Source organism: Microbulbifer weihaiensis (genome assembly GCF_048323715.1).
In the GTDB taxonomy this organism is placed as follows: Bacteria; Pseudomonadota; Gammaproteobacteria; order Pseudomonadales; family Cellvibrionaceae; genus Microbulbifer.
Window position 1 is genome coordinate 139,841 of the sequence record NZ_JBLWFL010000012.1, and the last position, 20,607, is coordinate 160,447.

The window sequence follows — 20,607 nt, forward strand, 5'->3', positions numbered from 1 at the left end:
AACCGGGAATAACAAATAGCGAGGGGGGATAGGCTGAACCCATCCCCCCTCGTCGAATTTCTGCCGCCCTTTTCGCGCCGGCTATGGCTGCCGGCTCTGGCCTGGGCGGCTGGCCGCTTTACAGCAGACCGTAGCGCTTGAGCTTCTTACGCAGAGTGCCGCGGTTGAGACCCAGGAGCTGTGCCGCGCGGGTCTGGTTGTGGCGGGTGTGTTTCATCACCACTTCCAGCATAGGCGCTTCAATTTCAGACAGCACCATGTCGTAGACATCGGTGACCATCTGCCCGTCCAGGTGACGGAAGTAATTTTCCATCGCGTGTTCAACCGCATCGCGCAGCGACTGCTGCTGCGGTTGTTGTAGTTGTGTCTGGCCCCCGGTGGATACCACATTATTGGCATCCGGAATCAGTGCTTCGTTATTCATGCCGCTTTTGCCCCTCTATTTATTCGGCGTTCAAACCACTCGCGAACGCTGGCATGTTGTGCTTCTGCGCATTCCAATTGGTTAAAGGTCGTGCGAAAGGACTCACTGTCAGCGAGTGTCTTCAAGTACCAACCCACGTGTTTGCGGGCGATACGTACCCCCATAACCTCACCGTAGAAACGGTGTAATTCACTCAAGTGAGTGAGCAATATATTCCTGACTTCTTCCAGTGAGGGTTCAGGTAACCGCTCTCCCGTAGCGAGAAAGTGGGCGATTTCCCGAAATATCCATGGACGTCCCTGAGCTGCACGGCCAATCATGACTGCAGCAGCGCCGGTGTAGTCCAACACCATGCGGGCCTTTTCCGCGCCGGTAATGTCGCCGTTGGCAAAGACGGGAATCTTTACCGCGGACACAATCTCGGCAATGGTATCGAATTCGGCCTGACCATGGTAGCCACAGGCGCGGGTGCGTCCGTGAACTGCCAGGGCAGAGATTCCGAGATCCTCGGCCATCTTGGCCACCGTCACTCCGTTGCGGGAATCCGGACACCAGCCAGTGCGAATTTTCAGCGTCACTGGAACTGAGACGGATTGCACCACGGCTTCCAGAATGTCGGCGACCAGTTTTTCGTCGCGCAGCAATGCGGAGCCTGCTGCTTTTTTGCACACCTTTTTTGCCGGGCAACCCATATTGATGTCGATGATCTGGGCGCCGCGCCGGACATTTTCCTGCGCTGCTTCCGCCATCATCTGTGGGTCACCACCGGCGATCTGGACGGAAATGGGACCGGCTTCACCGCTGTGATCCAGGCGCATACGTGATTTGCGGCTGTTCCAAAGACTGGTGTCGGAAGTGACCATTTCGGAAACCACCAGACCGGCCCCGAGGTCGCGGCACAATTGGCGGAAGGGGCGGTCGGTAACGCCGGCCATCGGTGCCAGGATTACTGGTGCGCCGATTTCGTAAGGGCCTATGGCGGTACTGCCTCGCAAATGTGTTCTCCGCTGCGGTCGGTGTCAAAAGAGCCGCCTATGATAGCGGCTGCCCGGCCGGCGGAAAAGCGAAAAAGCGCGCAAATTGGTCGATGGCTGGCCGTTTAGGGCGAAGTTTGTGCAACAATTTGTAGCAATATGTGTCAGCGAGGGTGGCAACCCCGGCTGGCAAAAAGTGGCCGACCGTTCAGCGCGGGGCTATTTCAAGTTCGTAGTTCACCGCTTCCGTGCCCGGGTCGACAATATCCAGCGCAATATGCACCGGATTGCCCCTTGGCATCAGGCGGCGCCCGGCGAGCTCGCCCTTGAGGTAATCGGCGGGCTTGAACCGCCGGCTAGCGACAGGTGCATTCTTCAGGTCAGTAAAGCGCAGCAGCAGATCGGGGAATGGCTGCTCAAACGGTGCCGTGTTCAACAGCACAGCTTCCACGGCAAGGGCGCCGTTGGTCTGGGGGTGGCTGCGCACGACCAGGTTCGAGGTGTGAATGGCGCGGACATCCACCTGTGCGGGCAGGGTGCAGCCAACCATCGGGCAGGCGACGGCGTACATTTGCCGCCAGGGCTGCCGCTTGCTGAGGGTGTCGAAGCGGAAGAAGGCGATTTGTGCGGCAAGTGCGATCAATAGCATCAGCGCGCTGAGTCCCCACAGCCAGCCGGGAATACGATTGTGGCGTTTGGGCTGCCAGTTGACCTCGATCGGTGCCGGGCCAATGGCGGATATCAGCTGATCCCGCGGCAACAGCGGGGCCTGATTCCGCTGCAGAGCATCGATATGGTCGTCGCCGGTGGCTTCTTCGGCTGCTTTGGCGCTGGGGCTGGGCGGAAGGGGGAGCAAATCGTCGTTGTCACCCATGCCGGAAGACAGCCTGTCGTGATCGTCGCGGCGGACTCCCGCGCTCCAGTCATCCTGCAGGCTTTCCGGGGGCGTGATTTCGGGAGGCTCTGAGGAGAAGGGGCTGGATGAAGGCGTTTCCAGCGGCGCCTCCATCGCAATCTCTTCTGCCCACAGGTCATCGCGCGCAGCTTCCAGGTCTTCGCCCAATTCCAGGTCGTCGCTTTCGGTGGGAGACTCGAGCTCCTGCCACTGCAGCTCGCCAAAGGCATCGTCGATCAGTGGCTGCTGTTCCGGCTTGCGGGGCGGTTGTTCGCTCGCTGGTTTGCTAGCGGATGCCCGCTTGGCCCTGGGTAGGTCGTCGTCTTCGTCCTGAGCTTCATCGCCGTCGAGGTCGATGTCGTCGTGAATCAGGAAGTCGTCGTCGTCCAGCAGCTCGTCGATCGCCTTCTTGGTCGCGGGTTGAGGGTCGTCTTCGTTGAAGACGATGTTTTCATCGGCGCGGAATACCTGCAGGCAGGAACCGCAGCGCACAGCACCACGGGCGGCGCGCAGTTGCTGCTCACTGACATGAAACGATGTGCTGCAATGTGGGCAGCGGGTAACCAGTTGCGACATGAAATTCGACGATTAGTGCTTTGGTCGGCCAGTTTATCAGCCTGCCGGCTCTGGGCGTAGTCCGTCTCTTAGCGGATGCGGGTGCCGCTCAGGCGTACCCAGCCTTCGCGTTCGCCATCCGGTTCGAAGTCGATCCACTGCTGGTAGGCCGCTTTGACCTTTTCCGCCTGGCTTTCGAGTATCCCCGAGAGGCAGATGCGGCCGCCGATACGGGTGCGCTCGATCAGTTGCGGCGCCAGCTCGACCAGGGGGCCGGCGAGAATGTTTGCCAGCATGATATCCGCATTGGCCTCGCTCGCGGCCGGGGCCTTTTCCGGCAGGTAGACCGGGAAGCGATCGGGATCGATGCCGTTGCGCTGTGCATTGTCGCGGCTGGCGATCAGCGCCTGTGGATCGATATCGGTGCCAATGGCGTTTTCGGCGCCGAGTAGCAGGGCGGCAATTCCGAGAATGCCCGAGCCGCAGCCGAAGTCGATTGCACTTTTGCCTTCGACAGGTTCAGCGGCCAGCCACTGCAGGCAAAGGAAGGTTGTCGGGTGGGTGCCGGTGCCAAAGGCGAGACCCGGATCCAGAAGCAGGTTGACTGCCTCCGGTTGTGGCGGCTCGCACCAGCTCGGGCAGATCCAGAGGTTTTCACCGCACTGGATGGGTTTGTAGTGGCTCATCCACTCGCGTTCCCAATCTTTGTCTTCGAGTTGCTCCCAGCGCGCGTTGGGGAGCATTTCGCACAGGTAGGAGGCGGCTTTGGCTTCGGTGACGCTGGTGTTGACTTCGGCGTCGAACAGGCCGGTGACGAGGGTTTCGTCCCACAGCGGGGTTTCACCGAGACCCGGTTCGAGGATGGGCTGGTCGGCATTGTCCTGCAGGGTGACGGAGACGGCGCCGGCGAAGAACAGGGCGTTCTCGATTTTCTCGGCCTGTTCGCGGCTGGTGTTTACACGGAGTTGGAGCCAGGGCATTGGGTGCTTGTCCGGGATAGTGGTATTTGAGGGCGTCGAGGCGGCTGCACTGTCTTACTGGCAGCGCACCTTCACTTCTGATCTGCGCGCATTCTACTAAAGATGGGATGTTTACAGGGTAAGAAAGGTGTGACTGAAGGGGAAGTGCCCCGGGGACAGGTTTTCAAAAGCGTCGGCGACTGGGGTGTCGCCGACGCAGTGTACAGGGATGCATCTGCACCGGTTCTGAAAACCTATCCCCGGTGCTTGCCTGCCAACGCGCTGTTAAAAGTGCGCGTCAGGGGACTTATTCCATCCCCAGCTTCTTCTCCAGATAGTGGATATTCACCCCACCCTTGGCGAAAGCTGCATCCCGAACCAGGTCTTCCTGCAGCGGGATATTGGTTTTGATGCCGGTGATGATCATTTCACTCAAGGCCACGCGCATACGGGCCAGGGCGGTTTCCCGGTCTTCCGCATAGGTGATGATCTTGGCGATCATGGAGTCGTAGTTTGCCGGAACCGTATAGCCGGAGTAGAGGTGGGAGTCCACCCGCACGCCGAGGCCGCCGGGGGCGTGGAAAGTTTCCACTTTGCCGGGGCACGGGAAGAAAGTCTTCGGGTCTTCGGCGTTGATCCGGCATTCGAAAGCGTGTCCGGTGATCTTGATGTCTTCCTGTTTGAAGGAGAGCTTTTCGCCCGCACACACGCGGATCTGCTCCTTGATCAGGTCGACGCCGGTGACCATCTCGGAAACCGGGTGCTCCACCTGAATACGGGTGTTCATCTCGATGAAGTAGAAACGCTCGTCTTCGTAAAGGAATTCAAAGGTGCCGGCGCCGCGGTAGCCGATATCAATACAGGCCTGAACGCACGCGTCCTGAACTTCCTTGCGTATGGCATCGGGAATGCCTGGCGCGGGAGCTTCTTCGAGCACCTTCTGATGGCGGCGCTGCAGGGAGCAGTCGCGGTCACCGAAGTGTACGGCGTTGCCCTGGCCGTCGGACATTACCTGGATTTCCACGTGACGCGGGTTCTGCAGGAATTTCTCCATATAGACGGTGCTGTCGCCAAACGCCGCACCGGCTTCGGATTTGGTCACCGAGATGGCGTTCAGCAGGGCGCCCTCTGAGTGCACCACGCGCATTCCGCGACCGCCGCCGCCGGCGGCGGCCTTGATGATCACCGGGAAGCCGATCTTGCGCGCGATCTCGAGGCAGCGCTCGCCGTCGGCGGGCAGCGGGCCGTCGGAGCCTGGCACAGTCGGAACGCCGGCCTTCTTCATCGCGGCGATGGCCGACACTTTGTCGCCCATCAGGCGGATAACGTCCGCGTCCGGACCGATAAAGGTGAAGCCGCTCTTCTGTACCTGCTCGGCAAAGTCGGCATTCTCGGCCAGGAAACCGTAACCCGGGTGCACAGCGACGGCATCGGTAATCTCCATTGCCGAGATGATGGCCGGGATGTTGAGGTAGCTTTGCGGCGACGGGTTTGGTCCGATACAGACCGCTTCGTCTGCCAGGCGCACGTGTTTCAGGTCGCGATCCACCTGAGAGTGAACCGCGACAGTGGCGATACCCATTTCTTTACAGGCGCGCAGCACGCGCAGGGCAATTTCCCCGCGGTTGGCAATAAGTATTTTTTCAAACATGCACTGACACCCCCGCTCAGGAAATGGTGACGAGCGGCTGGTCGTATTCCACCGGCTGGCCGTCTTCCACGAGGATGGACGCGATGGTGCCGGCTTTGTCGGCTTCGATCTGGTTCATCATTTTCATGGCTTCGACAATACAGATGACGTCGCCCACTTTTACCTGCTGGCCGACTTTCACGAACGGCTCGGAACCTGGGCTGGAGGCCGCATAGAAGGTGCCGACCATCGGTGACTTGATCGGGTGGCCGGTCAGGGCTGGAACGGAATCGCCGGCGGGTTCGGCCGGTGCGGCAGCCGGTGCCGGAGCGGCCGGGGCAGCTGCGGGGGCGACGGGCGCCATGGGGGCCATCATCTGCATCTGCGGCATCTGGATGGAAGCCCCGCTGACGCCGCGGCTGATGCGCACGGACTCTTCACCTTCTTTGATTTCCAGCTCGCCGATGTCGGATTCTTCGAGCAGTTCGATCAGTTTTTTGATTTTGCGGATGTCCATAACAGTGTCACTCGTAGTCTGTGTGAATATCGGGTCGGGCCCCGTTTCGCGAACGGTACCCGCGGATGAAATCGTTTTCTAAATGCGCCCCAGGGCCGCCTGCAATGCCAGCCGGTAACTGTCGGCGCCGAAGCCACAGATAACACCTTGCGCCAGATCCGACAGGTAAGAGTGGTGGCGGAAGGGCTCGCGGGCGTGCGGGTTGGACAGGTGGACTTCAATAAAGGGAATCGCCACGCCGGCAAGCGCATCGCGCAGGGCGACACTGGTATGGGTATATGCGGCGGGGTTGATAACGATAAAGTCCACTTTGTCGGCAAACGCCTGATGTATGCGCTCTACCAGCTCCGCTTCACTGTTGCTCTGCAGGCAATCCAACTGGTGGCCGGCTTCCGCGCACAGGGCGCGAGCGGCCTCATTAATTTGAGCCAGTGTGGTGGAACCGTATATCTGCGGTTCCCTGGTGCCCAGCAGGTTGAGGTTGGGGCCGTGTAGCAGAAGCAGTTTAGCCATACTGTGCCTCGGTAAAGCGCGCGAAACTGTGACTAAAATCTGGAAAAAGTCATACATCTTGCAGGCAAACACCTGCCATACGCACATTTTTCACAATTGGGCGCGAGTTTGCCGCAAAAGTGACCCTCTGTCCATGCCCCAAAATTTGAAATCGAGAAGTTGCACGCAGTTCGCCGAAAATACCTTCCAGATTAGCGCAAAGTTTCACTGTGAATGGCTTGTTTGCCTAAAGGATTGGCCACAAAGGCCAATCCTTGGCCGAAATGCACTAGTGGTTATTCGCTAACCACTTCGGATGTGCCCGCTGCATCGCGCAGCGCAGCAAGGAGGCCGTCGCGGGTGAGGATTTGCGGCAGGATGGTGGGCTCGCCGCCACCGGCGGGATAAAGGAGGTACAGAGGAACACTGGTGCGGCCGTAGCGCGCCAGCAGATCGCTGATCCTGGGATCCTGGTTGGTCCAGTCTCCCTTGAGGGCGGTGATGCCCAGCTGGCCAATGGCATCGCTCACGGCGTCACTCGACAGCACCACCTTTTCATTGGCAAGGCAGGTGATGCACCAGGCGGCGGTCATATTGATCAGCACTGGTTGGCCTTCGGCGCGGGCGTTTTCCAGAGCTTCTGGAGAGTAGGGCTGCCAGTAGGCGCTGGAGGTTGCGCTCGCGGAAGAACCGGTCGCCTTGTCCAGTTGCGGGATCAGCAGGGCGGCGCCAGCCAGCGCGGCTATGGCCAGTGCGCTGCGTCCAAAGCGCCCCGCGCCCCGGGTGTCCTCGGTGGGGCGCGGCCAGAGCCACAGGGCAAATGCAATGGCGACTGCGCCGGCGAGCACCAGGGCAACGCCGTCACTACCGGTTTGGCGGCCCAGTACCCACAACAGCCAGACGGCCGTCAGGTACATGGGAAACGCCAGTAATTGCTTGAGGCGCTCCATCCACGGGCCCGGGCGAGGCAGGCGCTCGGCCAGCTGGGGCACGTAGGTTAGCAGCAGGAACGGCGCAGCCATGCCGGCCCCCAGCGCCGCGAATACGGCCAGCGCCACAGCAGCTGGCTGAGTGACCGCAAATCCCAGCGCAGAACCCATCATCGGCGCGGTACACGGACTGGCGACGACGCTTGCCAGTGCGCCTGTGGAAAAGGAGCCGCCGAGCCCTGAGCTGGTATGGCCCCCCATACCCATCAGTCTGCTGCCGAATTCGGTCAGTCCGGAAAGGCTCAGGCCCATGATGAAAAACAGGTACACCAGCGTTGCCACAACTGGCGGCGATTGCAACTGGAAGCCCCAGCCGACTGCTTCCCCGGTTGCGCGCAGTGCCAGCATGACCGCGGCGATCAGGGTAAATGTGGCAATGACACCGGCCGTGTAGGCCCAGCCGTGCAGGTGCCGGTTGCCTTTGCTGTGGGTGATCGCCAGCGCTTTGATCGACAGGACGGGGAATACGCAGGGCATCAGGTTCAAAATGAGGCCGCCGCCAAAGGCCAGCACGAGAGCCAGCAGTAACCCGGTATTGCTGCTATCGACCGCTGCTTGCGACCGCCCAGTATCGGCGAGTGGGGCGCGGTTGCCGGTGCTGAAAGCAGGGCCGCCCACGGCCAGCGGCGAAGCGGTTTGCTGGTTCAGGTCGACAGCGAAGCGGCGCGTCTGTGGCGGGTAACAGAGTCCGGCGTCGGCGCAGCCCTGGTAGTGGATTTCCAGTTCTACAGGCGCGCTCCCAGTGCGCAGGTTGGCGGGGATGCTAACCGGTATCTCAAGCTGCCAGCGATAAACTTCTGTTTCTTTCTCGAAGTAGTCATCCCAGATGACTTCGCCTTTCTCAATGTCGAGGGGAAGCGGGGTCTTGCCGCCCTCGCCCAGTACATAGAGCGCCAGCTTGTCGCGATAGAGGTAGTACTCTGGCGCGATCTGGAACAGGGCGCTGACTTCCCCGGACTGGGCGAAAAGGAAATCCTGGCGGTAGGCCTGGTCTACAGGAAGGAACTCATCCTGCTGCGTGGCGCCAAAGTTACTGCTGGCTAAGGGGGGGCTGGATAAAGGATTACCGGCCGCGTACGCCGAGGACACAAAGGCGTACGCCAGCAGGCTGTAAACCGCCAGGAAGGCCGGTGCCAGCAAACGATTCAGCCATTTTTTTTCTCGCAAACCGGGGGGCTTCACACTCATGGGCAACAAAATTCTTTATAGTCTGGCGATATTGGACTGAAACAGCACACGGCGGTTCCGCTGTGCGACGTCCCTTGAATATGGCGCAGTTGGCGCGGGACGCGGTGAACGCGCAGTATAGCGGTGCCAGTGGTACAAAAAAACAACACAGAGGACAGGCGAAGATTGTGAGCGGGAAACAGAGTCAGGTGTCGGCGCCGTGCCGCTTTCGTCCGGCCACGCTTTCGGTGGCTGCAATGGTTGGCCTCAGCGTACTGTTTTCCGGCTGTGCGTCTGCCCCCCCGCCACCGCCCGCGCCCAAGGCCATTCCGGTTCCGGTGGCGCCAAAGGGGCCGACGGAAGAGGAAATCCGCCAGCGCGCAGTCGAGCATTTTCTGCAGCGCGCCGAGGCGGCCCAGCGCGAGGGGTTTTACACCATGCCTGCCGGCGCCAGTGCGTACGATTTTTACCTGAATGTGCAGCAGCTGGACCCGGGCAACAAGCGCGCGGCCACAGGAATCCAGCTCATCGTGATGGAGCTGGTTGCAAGGGCCCGCGACGCATTGCGCCAGCGCGCGTTCGGGCAGGTCGACAGTTTGTTGAATCGGGCCGATGAAATAGCACCGGGCAACGCCCTGTCTGCGGAAGTGCGGACGCAGCTGCAACAGGAGAAGCGCCGGGCGGCGGCTGATGTGGTAATGGATGGCCCGGGGGCGCAGGCCGTATTACTGCCGCCGGCTGAGCTTGCCAGCAAGTCGCCGCAGGTGGTGCAAATGCTGCGGTCTACGGCGGAGCGGATTCGCCAGCACGAAATGCGGGTGATTATTGTCGCCCGCAACGATGCCGAAGGGCGCTGGATCTACGGGCAATTGCGCGAGGCAGTGCCAGGTTATCGGGTGCGGGGTGACATCAAGCTTGGCAATCCGCCGCGGTTACTGTTGCAGAAAAACCCTTGAGGGTGAGACAGGCCAGATGGCGTGGGCGCGTGTGCTTATTTAGGTTGGATGTTTCTCAGAGAATAACCAGATCGTTAAAGGGAGTGTTTTCAGTGTGCCAGTTGACTCGTGTTACTGCTTTTCCGCCGCTGTTTCGGCGACACCTGAAGGCTGTGTTCGGCTGTTTGTTTTTCTCTGCGGCCTTCCCGTTAACTACAGTGGCGGCGGAAACTGCGGAAGTGAAGGTGGCGGCTTTGGAAGTGGTGGGCTTTGCCCGCGAAACCCCGCCGGGGGCGCCCATGGGGGTCGCGTACCTGAATATTCATAATGGAGGGGATCGGCAGCGCCGCTTGCTAGGGGTCGAACTGCCTCGTCATCCCAAGGCCCGTGCCGAATTGCACAGCACGGTTGAAGAGAGCGGTGTAAGCCGTATGCGGCCGCTTGCAGAAGTTACCTTGCCCAAGGGTGCATCCCTTGAAATGCAGCCGGGTGCTACCCATTTGATGTTGCATGGGGTTCGCCTTGCTGCGGGAGAAAACCTGCCGCTGCGGCTTGTTTTTGCCGATGGCGGCACTTTAGAGGTGGTGATACCAGTACGTGCTGACAATGCTGCTCAGCAGCAGGGGCATCATCACCATCACGGTTGAACGTTTTCCGCAAACTGCTTTCTCAGGGGCGCGAGCATCGCGCCTGTGATTTCCATATAACGGAGTAAAGTTATGAAAAAAATAAGTGTATTTTTGACCGCCGTATTCTCGGCGGCCCTGTTGGCTGCCTGTGCACACAGCCCGGTGCAGGTGATGGTGCAGCCCCAGGTCAATGTGCCGGCCGATACGATCGGATCCGGGTATACCGTGTATGCCCGCGGTGTTAACCAGTTGCCCGGAGGTGGGCTGGGGTCGCTGGGTGGCATTTATGCTGACGAGTCCAATGTGACGCTGGCCAATGACATAGAGCAGTCCCTGGCGGTGGCGCTGAACCAGGGGTTTGGAGCCTGGTCGTTTCGCCCAGTCCAAAGCGGCGCCGATGTCCAGGTTGTCGCCAACTTGACCGACCTCAGTTATAACAGTCCCAATAAGCTGTATACCACCAAGGTGGACAGCGGCGCCTCCATCCAGCTGCAGGTTACCGTGGGCGGGGCTACCTTCTTTGGCAACTACAGCACCAGTGGCAAAGATCGCAATCTGATCAAGCCGAGTCGGGAAGAGGTGCAGTCCAGCGTTAACCAGTTACTGAGCGCCACATTGCAGCGCGCATTTGAGGATGAAAAACTGAAGGCATTCTTGCGCCAGAATCTGTAAGGTTTGGTTTAGCGGCGCCTGTGACCATGTTCACAGTTGCGGTCAGTTTTGGCGGGGTTGTCCCCCCGTCGCTCAAGATGCCGTTATTATCAGTGGATGAAAGCGCCGGCCAGGCTGAGCCGGCGGCTTGTTGAGAATTAATGGATTTGCATTGACCGATTTCACCCAGAAAAAAACCGACGCCCAGGGCCTGCTTACGCAGGCCGGCGGTCTGCCGTTCGCCGATGTCCAGCTCAGTCTCGCCGCCGCGGAGCTGGCGCTGGGAGAGGTCGCGGACGGCGTAGTGATTACCGATCGCGCGGGGCGGATCCGCTACAGCAATCCGGTCGTCAGCGAGCTGTGCGGCCATGTGGTCGGGTTGCTGCCCGGTCAGCGGCTGGTGGACTGCCTGGCGCTGCTGGGGGAAAACGGGGAGCCGCTTGTCCTGAATCTTTCGGTCGAGGAGGAAGGGGCAGAGATAGTCCCCAGCCGGCGCGAGGTGCGCGCCAGAATCCATCGGGGGGAGGGCGACGAGCTGGAAGTCAGCGTGCAGATCAATACGATTTGCGAAGGCGCCAGGGTTGAGGGATTTGTGGTGGTGCTGCGCCATACCACCGATGCCCGCCGGATATCCTCGCGCCTCAGCTGGCAAAATACGCACGATTCACTCACCCACCTCCCCAACCGCCAGTCTTTCGAGCACGCCCTGCAGGGCCTGCTCAACGCTGCTTCCGAGGCCAGGCAGCACCATATTTTGCTGTACCTGGATGTCTACCAGTTCAAAGTGGTCAATGATTCGCTGGGATACAGTGCCGGCGACGCGCTGCTGATTGCACTGGCGAAAATTCTCACTCGTTGCCTCGGCGAGGGTGACTTGCTGGGGCGCGTGGGCAGCGATGAATTTGCCCTGTTGCTGCGCGACTGCACCCTGGAAGAGGCGCGCCGTATTGTTACCCGCCTGCGCGAGGCGGTTAACAGCTTTGTTTTCCAGTGGGAAGACAGTGAAACCCGCCCGGCCCTGTCTATTGGTGCCGTGAGTGTGGATCACCAGGCGCCACCGGCAAGCCAGTTACTGGCTTCGGCCAACGATGCCTGCAGTGCCGCACGGGATCAGGGTCGAAATCGGATCAAGTTTTTCAGTGACTCCCGCAAGGCACTGGAGAAGCGCCGTGAAAGTTCCTGGCTGGCGGAGATCCACGCCGCGATCCGCGAGGATCGCCTGCTGCTGTACCGCCAGCCGGTTGTCGCCTTGCAGGACAAGAATCGCGTGCATCACTATGAGGTGCTGGTGCGTATGCAGGGCCGGGATGGCGAAGTGATTTCCCCCGGGCTGTTCCTGCCCGCGGCCGAGCGCTACGGGATGATTGATGAGGTGGATCGCTGGGTAATCCGCAACATCTTCCGCTACATGGCGCTGGAGCAGAGCACTGGCGCGGGCGGTTTCCACTATGCGATCAATATTTCCGGTATCAGCCTGGGCGACGAGCTGTTCGCAGATTTTGTGTTGCGTGAGCTGACTGAGGCTGGCGTTGCGCCCTCGCGGGTACAATTTGAAATTACCGAGACCAGCGCAATCAACAATCTGGATCGCGCGCTGGTGTTTATCCACAAGCTGCGCGCGGCGGGCTGTAGTTTTGCCCTGGATGATTTCGGCCGCGGGGCCTCATCCCTGGCCTACCTGCGCCAGTTACCGGTGGATTACCTGAAGATTGATGGCTCTTTCGTGCGCAATATGCTCGAAGATGAAATCGACAGTGCCATGGTGAGCACGGTGGATCACCTGGCCAAGCGCATGGGGATCAGCACCATTGCCGAATTCGCTGAAACCCCTGAGCTGCTGGAAAAGCTGCGCGTAATGGGGGTGGATTACGCCCAGGGCTTTGGCATTGCCGCGGCCGCCTGCCTGCCGGAAATCAGCGGCCCGCGCACGACGCCCGTACGCTGATCGCGATTCCGGTTTTATCCACATGAATCGGCGCGCTGGGCGCGCCACACTTCAAGCGCTGGCCGTCTGTGCCAGCAGTTCGCCGTGCTGTTCCGGGCGCAAACGCGGGCCGTACTGACTGACTACCTGAGCGGCCGCGGCGCAGGCCAGTTCACCGGCTTCGCGGTATCCCAGATTGCGGTTGATGCCATAGAGGAAGGCGCCGGCAAACATGTCGCCAGCGCCGTTGGTGTCGATGGCGTTCACTTTGGGCGCGGCAACGCGGTATTCCTGCTCTCCATCCCACAGCAGTGCGCCTTCGGCGCCCAGCGTGATTGCAAACGCGCGACAGTGCTGGCGCAGTGTCTGTGCCGCTTCCGTGAGTTGATCCGTCCCGCAGAACCGCAGCGCCTCATCGCGGTTGCAGAACAACAGGTCGACACCGTCCCCGAGCATTTCTTTGAGACCGTCGTGGAACAGTTGCACCATCATGGGGTCGGAGAGGCTCAGGGCAGTTTTTACACCTTTGCGTTCAGCCTGCTGCCGCAGCTCGATCGCGGCTGCGCGACCGGTCGGTGATGACACCAGGTAGCCTTCGATGTAGGCCCAGCGGGACTCGGCCAGTGCTTCCTCGTCGAGTTCGGCCACCGACAGCTCCGCGCTGATGCCGAGGAAGGTATTCATACTGCGTTCGGCGTCCGGGGTGATCAGTACCAGGCACTTGCCCGTGGTGCCGGATTCGGCATTGTGCAGCGCCTTGGGGTAGTTGACGCCCGCCGCCGCGAGATTGTCGCGGTAGAAATCGCCGTTATCATCGGCCGCCACTTTGCAGGAATAAAATGTATCCAGGCCAAAGTAGCTGGCGGCGATGATGGTGTTGGCACCGGAGCCCCCGCAGGCGTGGCTGGCTGTTACCAGGTGATCCTTGAGGTCGTCTACCAGCTGTTGTTGGCGGAGGTCGTCCACCAGGGTCATGACCCCTTTTTCAACGCCGAGGGATTGCAGGTCACTGTCGCTGACTTCAATTTCCGTGTCGAGCAGGGCGGCGCCAATGCCGTAGAGATCGTACTGGTGCATAGTTCTTCCGTTAATTTTTGCAAAACTGGCGGGTCGCGAAGGGCTAATATTCCAGGCGACTGTAAGTAGTGCGCCGCATTATGGCTGCGACAGGAGCAAGTGCAAGTGTATCGCCAGGGCCCGCAAGAGTGCGTGAAGGAGCGCGTGGCCGGGCAAGGCCGGTTTGACTTGCGCGCTGGGGACCTTATAAAAGCCGGTTATAACAGCCGTGATAGCGGCTCGACCTGCCTGCAAACCTTTTTATAGTGAACTGACGAGCTGAAATTTGGATTTTTATGGCATCTAACAAGCGCCGTACAAAAGCGTCGAACACCCGGTCCAGGGCGAGCAAGTCACGGCCCGGACGTCTGGGACGTTGGATCAGGCGCCTGAGCCTGCTGGCTCTGCTGGGGGTACTGGTATTGGCCGGCTACATGGTGTGGCTGGACGTGCAATTGCGCGAGCGCCTGGACAGTCGTCAGTACCAGCTGCCGGCCAGGGTGTTCGCACGCCCGCTGATCCTGCGGGAAGGCATGGTGATGCGCCCCGATGAGCTTGAAGCGGAGTTTGAAGCGCTCAACTACAAGAAAATGCCGGCGGTGGACGAGCCCGGGCAGTGGCAGCGCGATGGCATGGAGTACCTGGTCTGGCGGCGGGACTTTATCCACGCTGACGGGCGCGAACCGGCAGCCAAAGTGCGTTTCCGTCTGCGCAATGACGAACTCACCCGGTTGCGGGACGAGTCTGAAACCGCCCTGAAGGAATTCCGGCTCGACGCCGCGCCCATCGGCACCCTGCTTGGGGGCGGTGACGACCGCACACCGGTACGCATCGAAGAAATACCGCCGCTGCTGGGCGCTACCCTCATTGCCGTGGAAGACCAGGACTTCGTTCATCACTTTGGTGTTTCACCTCGCGGGATCGCCCGCGCCATGGTGGCCAACTTCAAGGCCGGGGGGGTGGTGCAGGGTGGCTCGACCATTACCCAGCAGTTGGTGAAGAACATTTTCTTCGACCACAAGCCGAGCCTGTGGCGCAAATTCAACGAAGCGCTGATGGCGATCCTGATGGAAGTGCATTACGACAAATCGTACATCCTGCAGGAATACATCAATGAAGTGTGGCTTGGGCAGCAGGGCAGCCGCGCCATTTACGGCTTCGGGCTGGCGTCGGAATTCTATTTCCAGAAGCCCCTGAGCCAGCTGGAGCCGCATCAGATCGCTCTGCTGGTAGGACTGGCCAAGGGGGCATCCTATTACAACCCATGGCGGAATCCGGAGCGGGCGCTGGAACGGCGCAACACCGTTCTTGATGTCATGCTGGAACAGAAACTGATTACCCAGGAGCAGCACGACCGCCTGCGCAAAAAGCCGCTGGAAGTCGCTGCCGCCGGCGCCGCCGCCCAGAATCCGTACCCCGCGTTTACCGAGCGCCTGCTGGAAGAACTTCGCCCTTACTATTCGGTGGAGGAGTTGCGCACGGCCGGTCTGCGGGTTTACACCTCGCTTGCCCCTTCGGTGCAGGCGCTGGCGGAAAAGTCGATCAGTGAAGGTGCTGAACAGCTGGAGAAGAACCGCGGTATCAAGGCCAACTCGCTGCAGGCGGCAACGGTCATTATGGAAAACCACAGTGGCAATGTGTTGGCTATGGTCGGCGACCGCCGCCCCCATTACCCGGGCTTCAACCGCGCGCTGGAGGCCCGTCGACAGATCGGCTCACTGATCAAGCCCGCGGTTTACCTGACCGCGCTGGAGCGGGCCCACGAGTACAACCTCGCGACCCTGATCGACGATGCGCCGATTCGCGAAGTGACCCAGGACGGCCAGGTGTGGATGCCGGCCAACTTCAACAATCGCAGCCACGGCCTGGTACCTCTGTATGTTGCGCTGTCGCGTTCCTACAACCAGGCTACTGCGCGCCTGGGACTGGAGCTGGGAATTGAAAACGTGCGCCAGACCATTCGCCGCCTCGGCGTTGAGGCCAGCCTGCCGCGGGTGCCGTCGCTGTTTTTGGGGGCGGTGGAAATGACCCCGTTTGAAGTGGCGGGCATGTACCAGACCCTTGCCAATGGCGGCGAGCATGTGGAACCCCGCACGCTGCTTGCGGTATCCGATGCGGATGGCGAACAGGTACAGCGTTTCCGGCGCAAGGCAAATCGCGGCGTCGATGAGGTGCCTGTGTACCTTTTGCGTTATGGCCTGGAACAGGTGATGCGCGAGGGTACCGGCAAGAGCGCCCTGCGCCGCTTGCCCAATAGTGTCGCGTTCGCCGGCAAAACCGGCACCACCAACAATTACCGGGACAGCTGGTTTGCCGGCTTTTCCCCGGGAGTGACAGCGGTGGTATGGATTGGCCGCGACGACAACGAGCGCACCAGTCTCACCGGTGCGACCGGCGCCTTGAGCATCTGGACCGAAATGATGCGCAAGCTGCCTCACCGCCACGGCCGAATCAAAGCGCCGCGCGGTGTCGAATGGAAGCCGGTGAACGAACAGGGGCTATACATGGATCCGCGCTACTGTGAGGGTGGCCGGGAAATCCCGGTATCGGATGAAAGTCGCCTGGAAACCGCGCCCAACTGCCAGCGTCGCGGCTGGTTCCGCAACTGGTTTGGCAATGAGCGGGAAGAGGCGGCACCACGGGAGGAGATGACTCCCGGCTGGGGTATAGACCCGGAGCAGCAGCGTCGTGAAGAGCAGCAACGCCGTGAACGGGAGTTGCGCGAACAGTTGCAGCGGGAGCAGCAGGAAACCCCGGACGGTTATCCGCAGCCAGTGCCACAGGAGCCCGACGATTATCCGCTGGAGGGGGAGCCTCTGCCGCAGTCGGAAGAAGAGCGCTGGCGCCGGCTGGAGGATGCCCGCCGCGCCCAAGAGGAGCAATACCTGGAGGAGGAGCGGCGCGCGCAGGAAGAGCGGCAAATCCTTGAAGAGCGCCTGCGTCGGGAAGAAGAGTTGCGTCGAAGCCGTGGTGCGCCCATCGAGGAGGCACAACCGTGGCCGCCGGAGGAAGAGGATCAGTGGCCCTGAAGCCAGGCCTCAGGCTGGGTTGTTGCCCCGGCGCCGTTTGAGTAGCGCGCACGATTCGAACGTGGTTCCGATCAGCATTCGGTGTGCAAAGTGGGACGCCGCCCCAGCCATTATTGCCCATCATTGGCGCTTCATGCGGATGATGGGTGATGCAAATGAACAAAAAGAATATTACGGGCTTGGCAGCCGCTCTGGCCCTGTTGTGTGTGAATTCGGCAACCCGTGCTCAAGAGGGTGGGGATCAGCGTGAGCATCCCGGCACTTTCCTGAAGGCGCAGGGCACTCAGATCGTCGATGGGCGTGGGCGCGAGGTCATCCTGCGCGGAATGGGGCTCGGCGGCTGGATGCTGCAGGAAGGTTACATGCTGGAACTGGGCAATCTCGGCCAGCAGCACGTGATCCGCGAGCGGATAGAGACGCTCATTGGCGAAGAAAAAACCGCGGAATTCTACCGCGCCTGGTTAGCCAATCATGTGCGTGAAGAGGATGTTCGGGCGATGGCAGAGTGGGGTTACAACTCCGTGCGTCTGCCGATGCATTTCAACCTGTTTACCCTGCCTGTGGAACAAGAGCCTGTCCCCGGCGAACACACCTGGCTCGACAGCGGATTTGCACTGACGGATCAACTGCTCGCCTGGTGTAAAAAGTACAATCTTTACCTGATTCTCGATCTGCATGCTGCGCCCGGCGGCCAGGGTAATGACCTCGCCATTTCTGATCGCAACCCCGATTTGCCCTCTCTCTGGGACAGCCAGGCCAACCGCGACAAAACTATCGCCCTGTGGCGCAAGCTCGCTGGGCGCTACAAAGATGAACCGATGATCGGCGGCTACGACCTGCTCAATGAACCCAACTGGGGATTTACTGATGCCGCGGATAAACACGGCTGTACGGAAAAGAGCAACAAGCCATTGCGTGACCTGCAGCAGGATATCACTGCGGCGATTCGCGAAGTGGATCGCAATCACATGGTCATCGTTGAGGGCAACTGTTGGGGTAATAATTACGCGGGCGTGTTGCCACCCTGGGATGACAACCTGGTTGTGAGTTTCCACAAATACTGGAATCACAACAGTCGCGAGAGTATTGCCGGCATACTGGCACTGCGCGAGGAGCACCAGGTACCGGTATGGCTGGGAGAATCCGGTGAAAACTCCAATGCCTGGTTTACCGATGCGATTGAGCTGCTGGAGAGTGAAGGTATCGGTTGGGCATTCTGGCCGTTGAAGAAAATTGGCTTCAATAACCCGCTACAGATTCAACCCAATCCTGGATACCGGGCCCTGGTTCAGTACTGGCGCGGTGAGGGGGCCAGACCTCAGCCAGAACAAGCCTTCAATGCGCTGATGCAACTGGCGAAAGTGGATATCCGTTTCGAAAATACACTTCACCACATGGACGTTGTGGATGCCATGTTGCGCCAGCCCAGCGACGGTCAGGTGCGCCCGTTTCGCACACATCGCCTGACTAGCAACGGCATCGTGATTGCGGCCGTGGATTACGATCTGGGGCGTCCCGGCCAGGCCTACGCAGACAGTGAAACCGCAAACTATCACGTGAGCACCGGCGGTGAGCGCACTCTGTGGAACCGGGGGCGCACCTACCGCAACGACGGTGTGGATATCGTCGCCACGGATGCCGGTTTCGCGGTCGCCAATACGTCTCCCGGGGAGTGGTTGCGATATACCATCGAGGTGGCTGAGCCCGGACACTACCGGCTGTCGGTGCGCGAGCTTGGGGGCACCGGCAATGCCGCCCTGACACTCTCGATTGACGATGGCCAGGCCATGGCCCTGCAAAAATCGGAGGGGCAGCACTCGGTGGAGCTGGCTTTGTCCGAGGGCACACGCTCGCTGGTATTGGCTGTGGCTGCCGGTGCGCCGTTATTGACCGAGCTGGAGCTGGTTCCGCAATAGCGGGCCAGTTCTATGCTCGTGTGGCGCTAAACGGCGCCGCCAAACCGGTGTAGCATGGGGGCCCAATCCAGTTCTGGTGGCGCCTCCATTGAATGGACTTCACTTACCCTCTGTCGATGTAACCGGCATTCTGCTGCTGGTGACCGTCGGCGTCAGCCTGATTGCGCTCTATCTGTCTCCGCGCCTCCTGGAGCGGTGCGCCTTCCGTCCCTATCTGGTGTGGCGTGGAAAAAACCGCGCCTCCATCTGCCTCGCTGGATTTGTACACGCGAACCTGCTGCACCTGGCGGTAAACATGTGGTGTTTGTGGTTGTTCGGGCGGGTACTCGAGCGGCGCATTGGCGGCACCCTGTTTGTGCTTTTGTATGCGCTGGCGCTGATCACAAGCCATATTCCCACCTTGCTTAAACAGCGGGATAACCCGAATTACGCGAGTGTCGGTGCATCCGGCGCCATTTCTGCGCTGGTATTTGCCTTTATCGTTTACTTTCCCGCGTCGGAGCTCTATCTGCTGTTCTTGCCAGTTCCGATTCAGGCGTGGCTGTTCGGGCTGCTGTACCTGGCGTACAGCATGTATGCGAGCCGGGGGAAGAACAGCCGAATCAATCACGATGCGCACTTCTGGGGTGCGATAAGCGGATTGGTGTTCGTGTTGTTCACGGATCCCGGTGCCTGGGCCCGTATATTCTGAAGTGCGAACTGTTCGCTGTGGCTGTTCCGCCGTGGCGGTAACAGGGAATAGACAGGACGGATATCAACAAGGGGCGCCTCAGCGCCCCTTGTTTCACACGTGAATCCGGCTCCGATCAGCGCTGCAGCAGCCGCGCCGCTTCCTCGGCGAAGTAGGTCAGTACACCATCTGCGCCAGCGCGCTTGAAGGCGAGCAGGGACTCCAGGATCACCGCTTCACGATTCAGCCAGCCGTTTTCAAATGCCGCGCAGTGCATCGCGTATTCACCGCTGACCTGATAGGCGAAGGTCGGTACTTTCAATTCGTCTTTTACCCGTCGCACTACGTCCAGGTAGGGCATGCCGGGTTTCACCATGATCATGTCGGCGCCTTCCTGCAGATCCAGCGCGCACTCGTGCAGGGCTTCATCGCCATTGGCGGGATCCATCTGGTAGCTCACTTTGCTGCCACCTTTCAGGTTGCCGGCGGAACCTACAGCATCGCGGAAAGGGCCGTAGTAGGCGGACGCGTACTTGGCGGCGTAGGACATGATCTGGGTGTTCACGTAGCCCTCGCGCTCCAGCGCGGCGCGGATGGCACCGATGCGCCCGTCCATCATATCCGACGGTGCCACCACGTCGGCCCCGGCGGCGGCGTGGGACAGAGCCTGTTGAACCAGTACCTCCACGGTATCGTCATTGACGATGTAGCCGCTGTTGTCCATCAGCCCGTCCTGGCCGTGGCTGGTAAACGGATCCAGGGCCACGTCGGTGATGACCCCCAGTTCCGGAGCCGCATCTTTCAGAGCGCGCACCGCGCGCTGGGCAAGGCCGTCCGCGGCGAAGGCGGCGCGGGCATCTTCAGATTTGTGCGCCGCATCCACCACCGGGAACAGGGCGACAGCGGGAATCCCCAGCGCCACCAGCTCTCTGGCTTTGGCCGCCAGCAAGTCGACGGTAAGACGCTCGACGCCGGGCATGGAGGCCACTTTCTGGGTTTCACCCCGCCCTTCGATCACAAACAGCGGCAGGATCAGGTCGTCGCTGGTGAGCTGGTTTTCCCGTACCAGGCGGCGGGAAAAGTCGTTGGCGCGCAGGCGGCGCAGCCGGGTATTGGGATAAGCGCCGCGGAGAAGGCTGCTGCTCATAAGAATTCGCTCCGGGAGGAAGATCGGATCGGCTGCGCCGTCGGTGGC

The 20,607-nt window shown here is 60.5% G+C and carries 17 protein-coding genes; 7 read left to right on the forward strand and 10 right to left on the reverse strand.

The features are described from left to right. Positions 1-118: 118 nt before the first annotated feature. The 8 genes from fis to ACNKU7_RS13750 form a co-directional block, all read right to left on the reverse strand. A complete protein-coding gene (gene fis / locus ACNKU7_RS13715; protein ID WP_418297554.1) occupies positions 119-424 on the reverse strand; it encodes a DNA-binding transcriptional regulator Fis in 306 nt (101 codons plus the stop codon). Continuing rightward, positions 421-1,419 carry a tRNA dihydrouridine synthase DusB gene (gene dusB, locus ACNKU7_RS13720; RefSeq protein ID WP_418297555.1) on the reverse strand — a complete coding sequence of 333 codons (999 nt, stop codon included), beginning with the start codon at positions 1,417-1,419 and terminating at the stop codon, positions 421-423. The genes fis and dusB overlap by 4 nt, the downstream gene beginning before the upstream one ends. A 187-nt stretch (positions 1,420-1,606) precedes the next feature. Next, positions 1,607-2,869, reverse strand: a complete 1,263-nt coding sequence (locus tag ACNKU7_RS13725; RefSeq protein WP_418297556.1) for a DUF3426 domain-containing protein — start codon at positions 2,867-2,869, stop codon at positions 1,607-1,609. 68 nt (positions 2,870-2,937) lie between these two features. Then, positions 2,938-3,828 carry a 50S ribosomal protein L11 methyltransferase gene (prmA, locus tag ACNKU7_RS13730; protein WP_418297557.1) on the reverse strand — a complete coding sequence of 297 codons (891 nt, stop codon included), beginning with the start codon at positions 3,826-3,828 and terminating at the stop codon, positions 2,938-2,940. 286 nt (positions 3,829-4,114) lie between these two features. Continuing rightward, complete coding sequence (gene accC, locus ACNKU7_RS13735; protein WP_418297558.1) at positions 4,115-5,458, reverse strand: acetyl-CoA carboxylase biotin carboxylase subunit; 1,344 nt, start codon at positions 5,456-5,458, stop codon at positions 4,115-4,117. A 16-nt stretch (positions 5,459-5,474) separates the two neighbouring features. Beyond that, positions 5,475-5,954 (reverse strand): acetyl-CoA carboxylase biotin carboxyl carrier protein, encoded by a 480-nt coding sequence (gene accB, locus ACNKU7_RS13740; protein ID WP_418297559.1) that lies wholly within the window; start codon positions 5,952-5,954, stop codon positions 5,475-5,477. A 78-nt stretch (positions 5,955-6,032) separates the two neighbouring features. Next, entirely contained in the window at positions 6,033-6,467 is a 435-nt protein-coding gene (gene aroQ / locus ACNKU7_RS13745) for a type II 3-dehydroquinate dehydratase (RefSeq protein ID WP_418297560.1), read from the reverse strand. A 275-nt stretch (positions 6,468-6,742) separates the two neighbouring features. Beyond that, positions 6,743-8,623, reverse strand: coding sequence for a protein-disulfide reductase DsbD family protein (locus tag ACNKU7_RS13750; RefSeq protein ID WP_418297561.1), 1,881 nt, complete (start codon positions 8,621-8,623; stop codon positions 6,743-6,745). A 167-nt stretch (positions 8,624-8,790) separates the two neighbouring features. Between ACNKU7_RS13750 and ACNKU7_RS13755 the strand changes: the two genes are divergently transcribed. The 4 genes from ACNKU7_RS13755 to ACNKU7_RS13770 all read left to right on the forward strand — a co-directional run bounded on the left by ACNKU7_RS13755 (position 8,791) and on the right by ACNKU7_RS13770 (position 12,762). Continuing rightward, positions 8,791-9,558 carry an N-acetylglucosaminyltransferase gene (locus ACNKU7_RS13755; RefSeq protein ID WP_418297562.1) on the forward strand — a complete coding sequence of 256 codons (768 nt, stop codon included), beginning with the start codon at positions 8,791-8,793 and terminating at the stop codon, positions 9,556-9,558. Positions 9,559-9,602: 44 nt separating this feature from the next. Further along, positions 9,603-10,184, forward strand: coding sequence for a copper chaperone PCu(A)C (locus ACNKU7_RS13760; protein ID WP_418297563.1), 582 nt, complete (start codon positions 9,603-9,605; stop codon positions 10,182-10,184). A 72-nt stretch (positions 10,185-10,256) separates the two neighbouring features. After that, entirely contained in the window at positions 10,257-10,838 is a 582-nt protein-coding gene (locus ACNKU7_RS13765) for a YajG family lipoprotein (protein WP_418297564.1), read from the forward strand. Between the two features lie 151 nt (positions 10,839-10,989). Beyond that, a complete protein-coding gene (locus tag ACNKU7_RS13770) occupies positions 10,990-12,762 on the forward strand; it encodes an EAL domain-containing protein (protein ID WP_418297565.1) in 1,773 nt (590 codons plus the stop codon). Between the two features lie 51 nt (positions 12,763-12,813). On the opposite strand, the gene ACNKU7_RS13775 is transcribed toward ACNKU7_RS13770, so the two are convergent. Beyond that, on the reverse strand, positions 12,814-13,818 hold the full coding sequence (locus ACNKU7_RS13775; RefSeq protein WP_418297566.1) for an adenosine kinase: 1,005 nt from the start codon (positions 13,816-13,818) through the stop codon (positions 12,814-12,816). Positions 13,819-14,093: 275 nt separating this feature from the next. Between ACNKU7_RS13775 and mrcB the strand changes: the two genes are divergently transcribed. The 3 genes from mrcB to ACNKU7_RS13790 all read left to right on the forward strand — a co-directional run bounded on the left by mrcB (position 14,094) and on the right by ACNKU7_RS13790 (position 19,433). Then, on the forward strand, positions 14,094-16,826 hold the full coding sequence (gene mrcB / locus ACNKU7_RS13780) for a penicillin-binding protein 1B (RefSeq protein ID WP_418297567.1): 2,733 nt from the start codon (positions 14,094-14,096) through the stop codon (positions 16,824-16,826). 155 nt (positions 16,827-16,981) lie between these two features. Continuing rightward, positions 16,982-18,742: a cellulase family glycosylhydrolase gene (locus tag ACNKU7_RS13785; RefSeq protein WP_418297568.1), complete on the forward strand. Its 1,761-nt coding sequence runs from the start codon at positions 16,982-16,984 to the stop codon at positions 18,740-18,742. 88 nt (positions 18,743-18,830) lie between these two features. Beyond that, complete coding sequence (locus ACNKU7_RS13790) at positions 18,831-19,433, forward strand: rhomboid family intramembrane serine protease (RefSeq protein WP_418297569.1); 603 nt, start codon at positions 18,831-18,833, stop codon at positions 19,431-19,433. A 115-nt stretch (positions 19,434-19,548) separates the two neighbouring features. On the opposite strand, the gene hemB is transcribed toward ACNKU7_RS13790, so the two are convergent. Next, on the reverse strand, positions 19,549-20,559 hold the full coding sequence (gene hemB / locus ACNKU7_RS13795) for a porphobilinogen synthase (protein WP_418297570.1): 1,011 nt from the start codon (positions 20,557-20,559) through the stop codon (positions 19,549-19,551). Positions 20,560-20,607 lie beyond the last annotated feature (48 nt).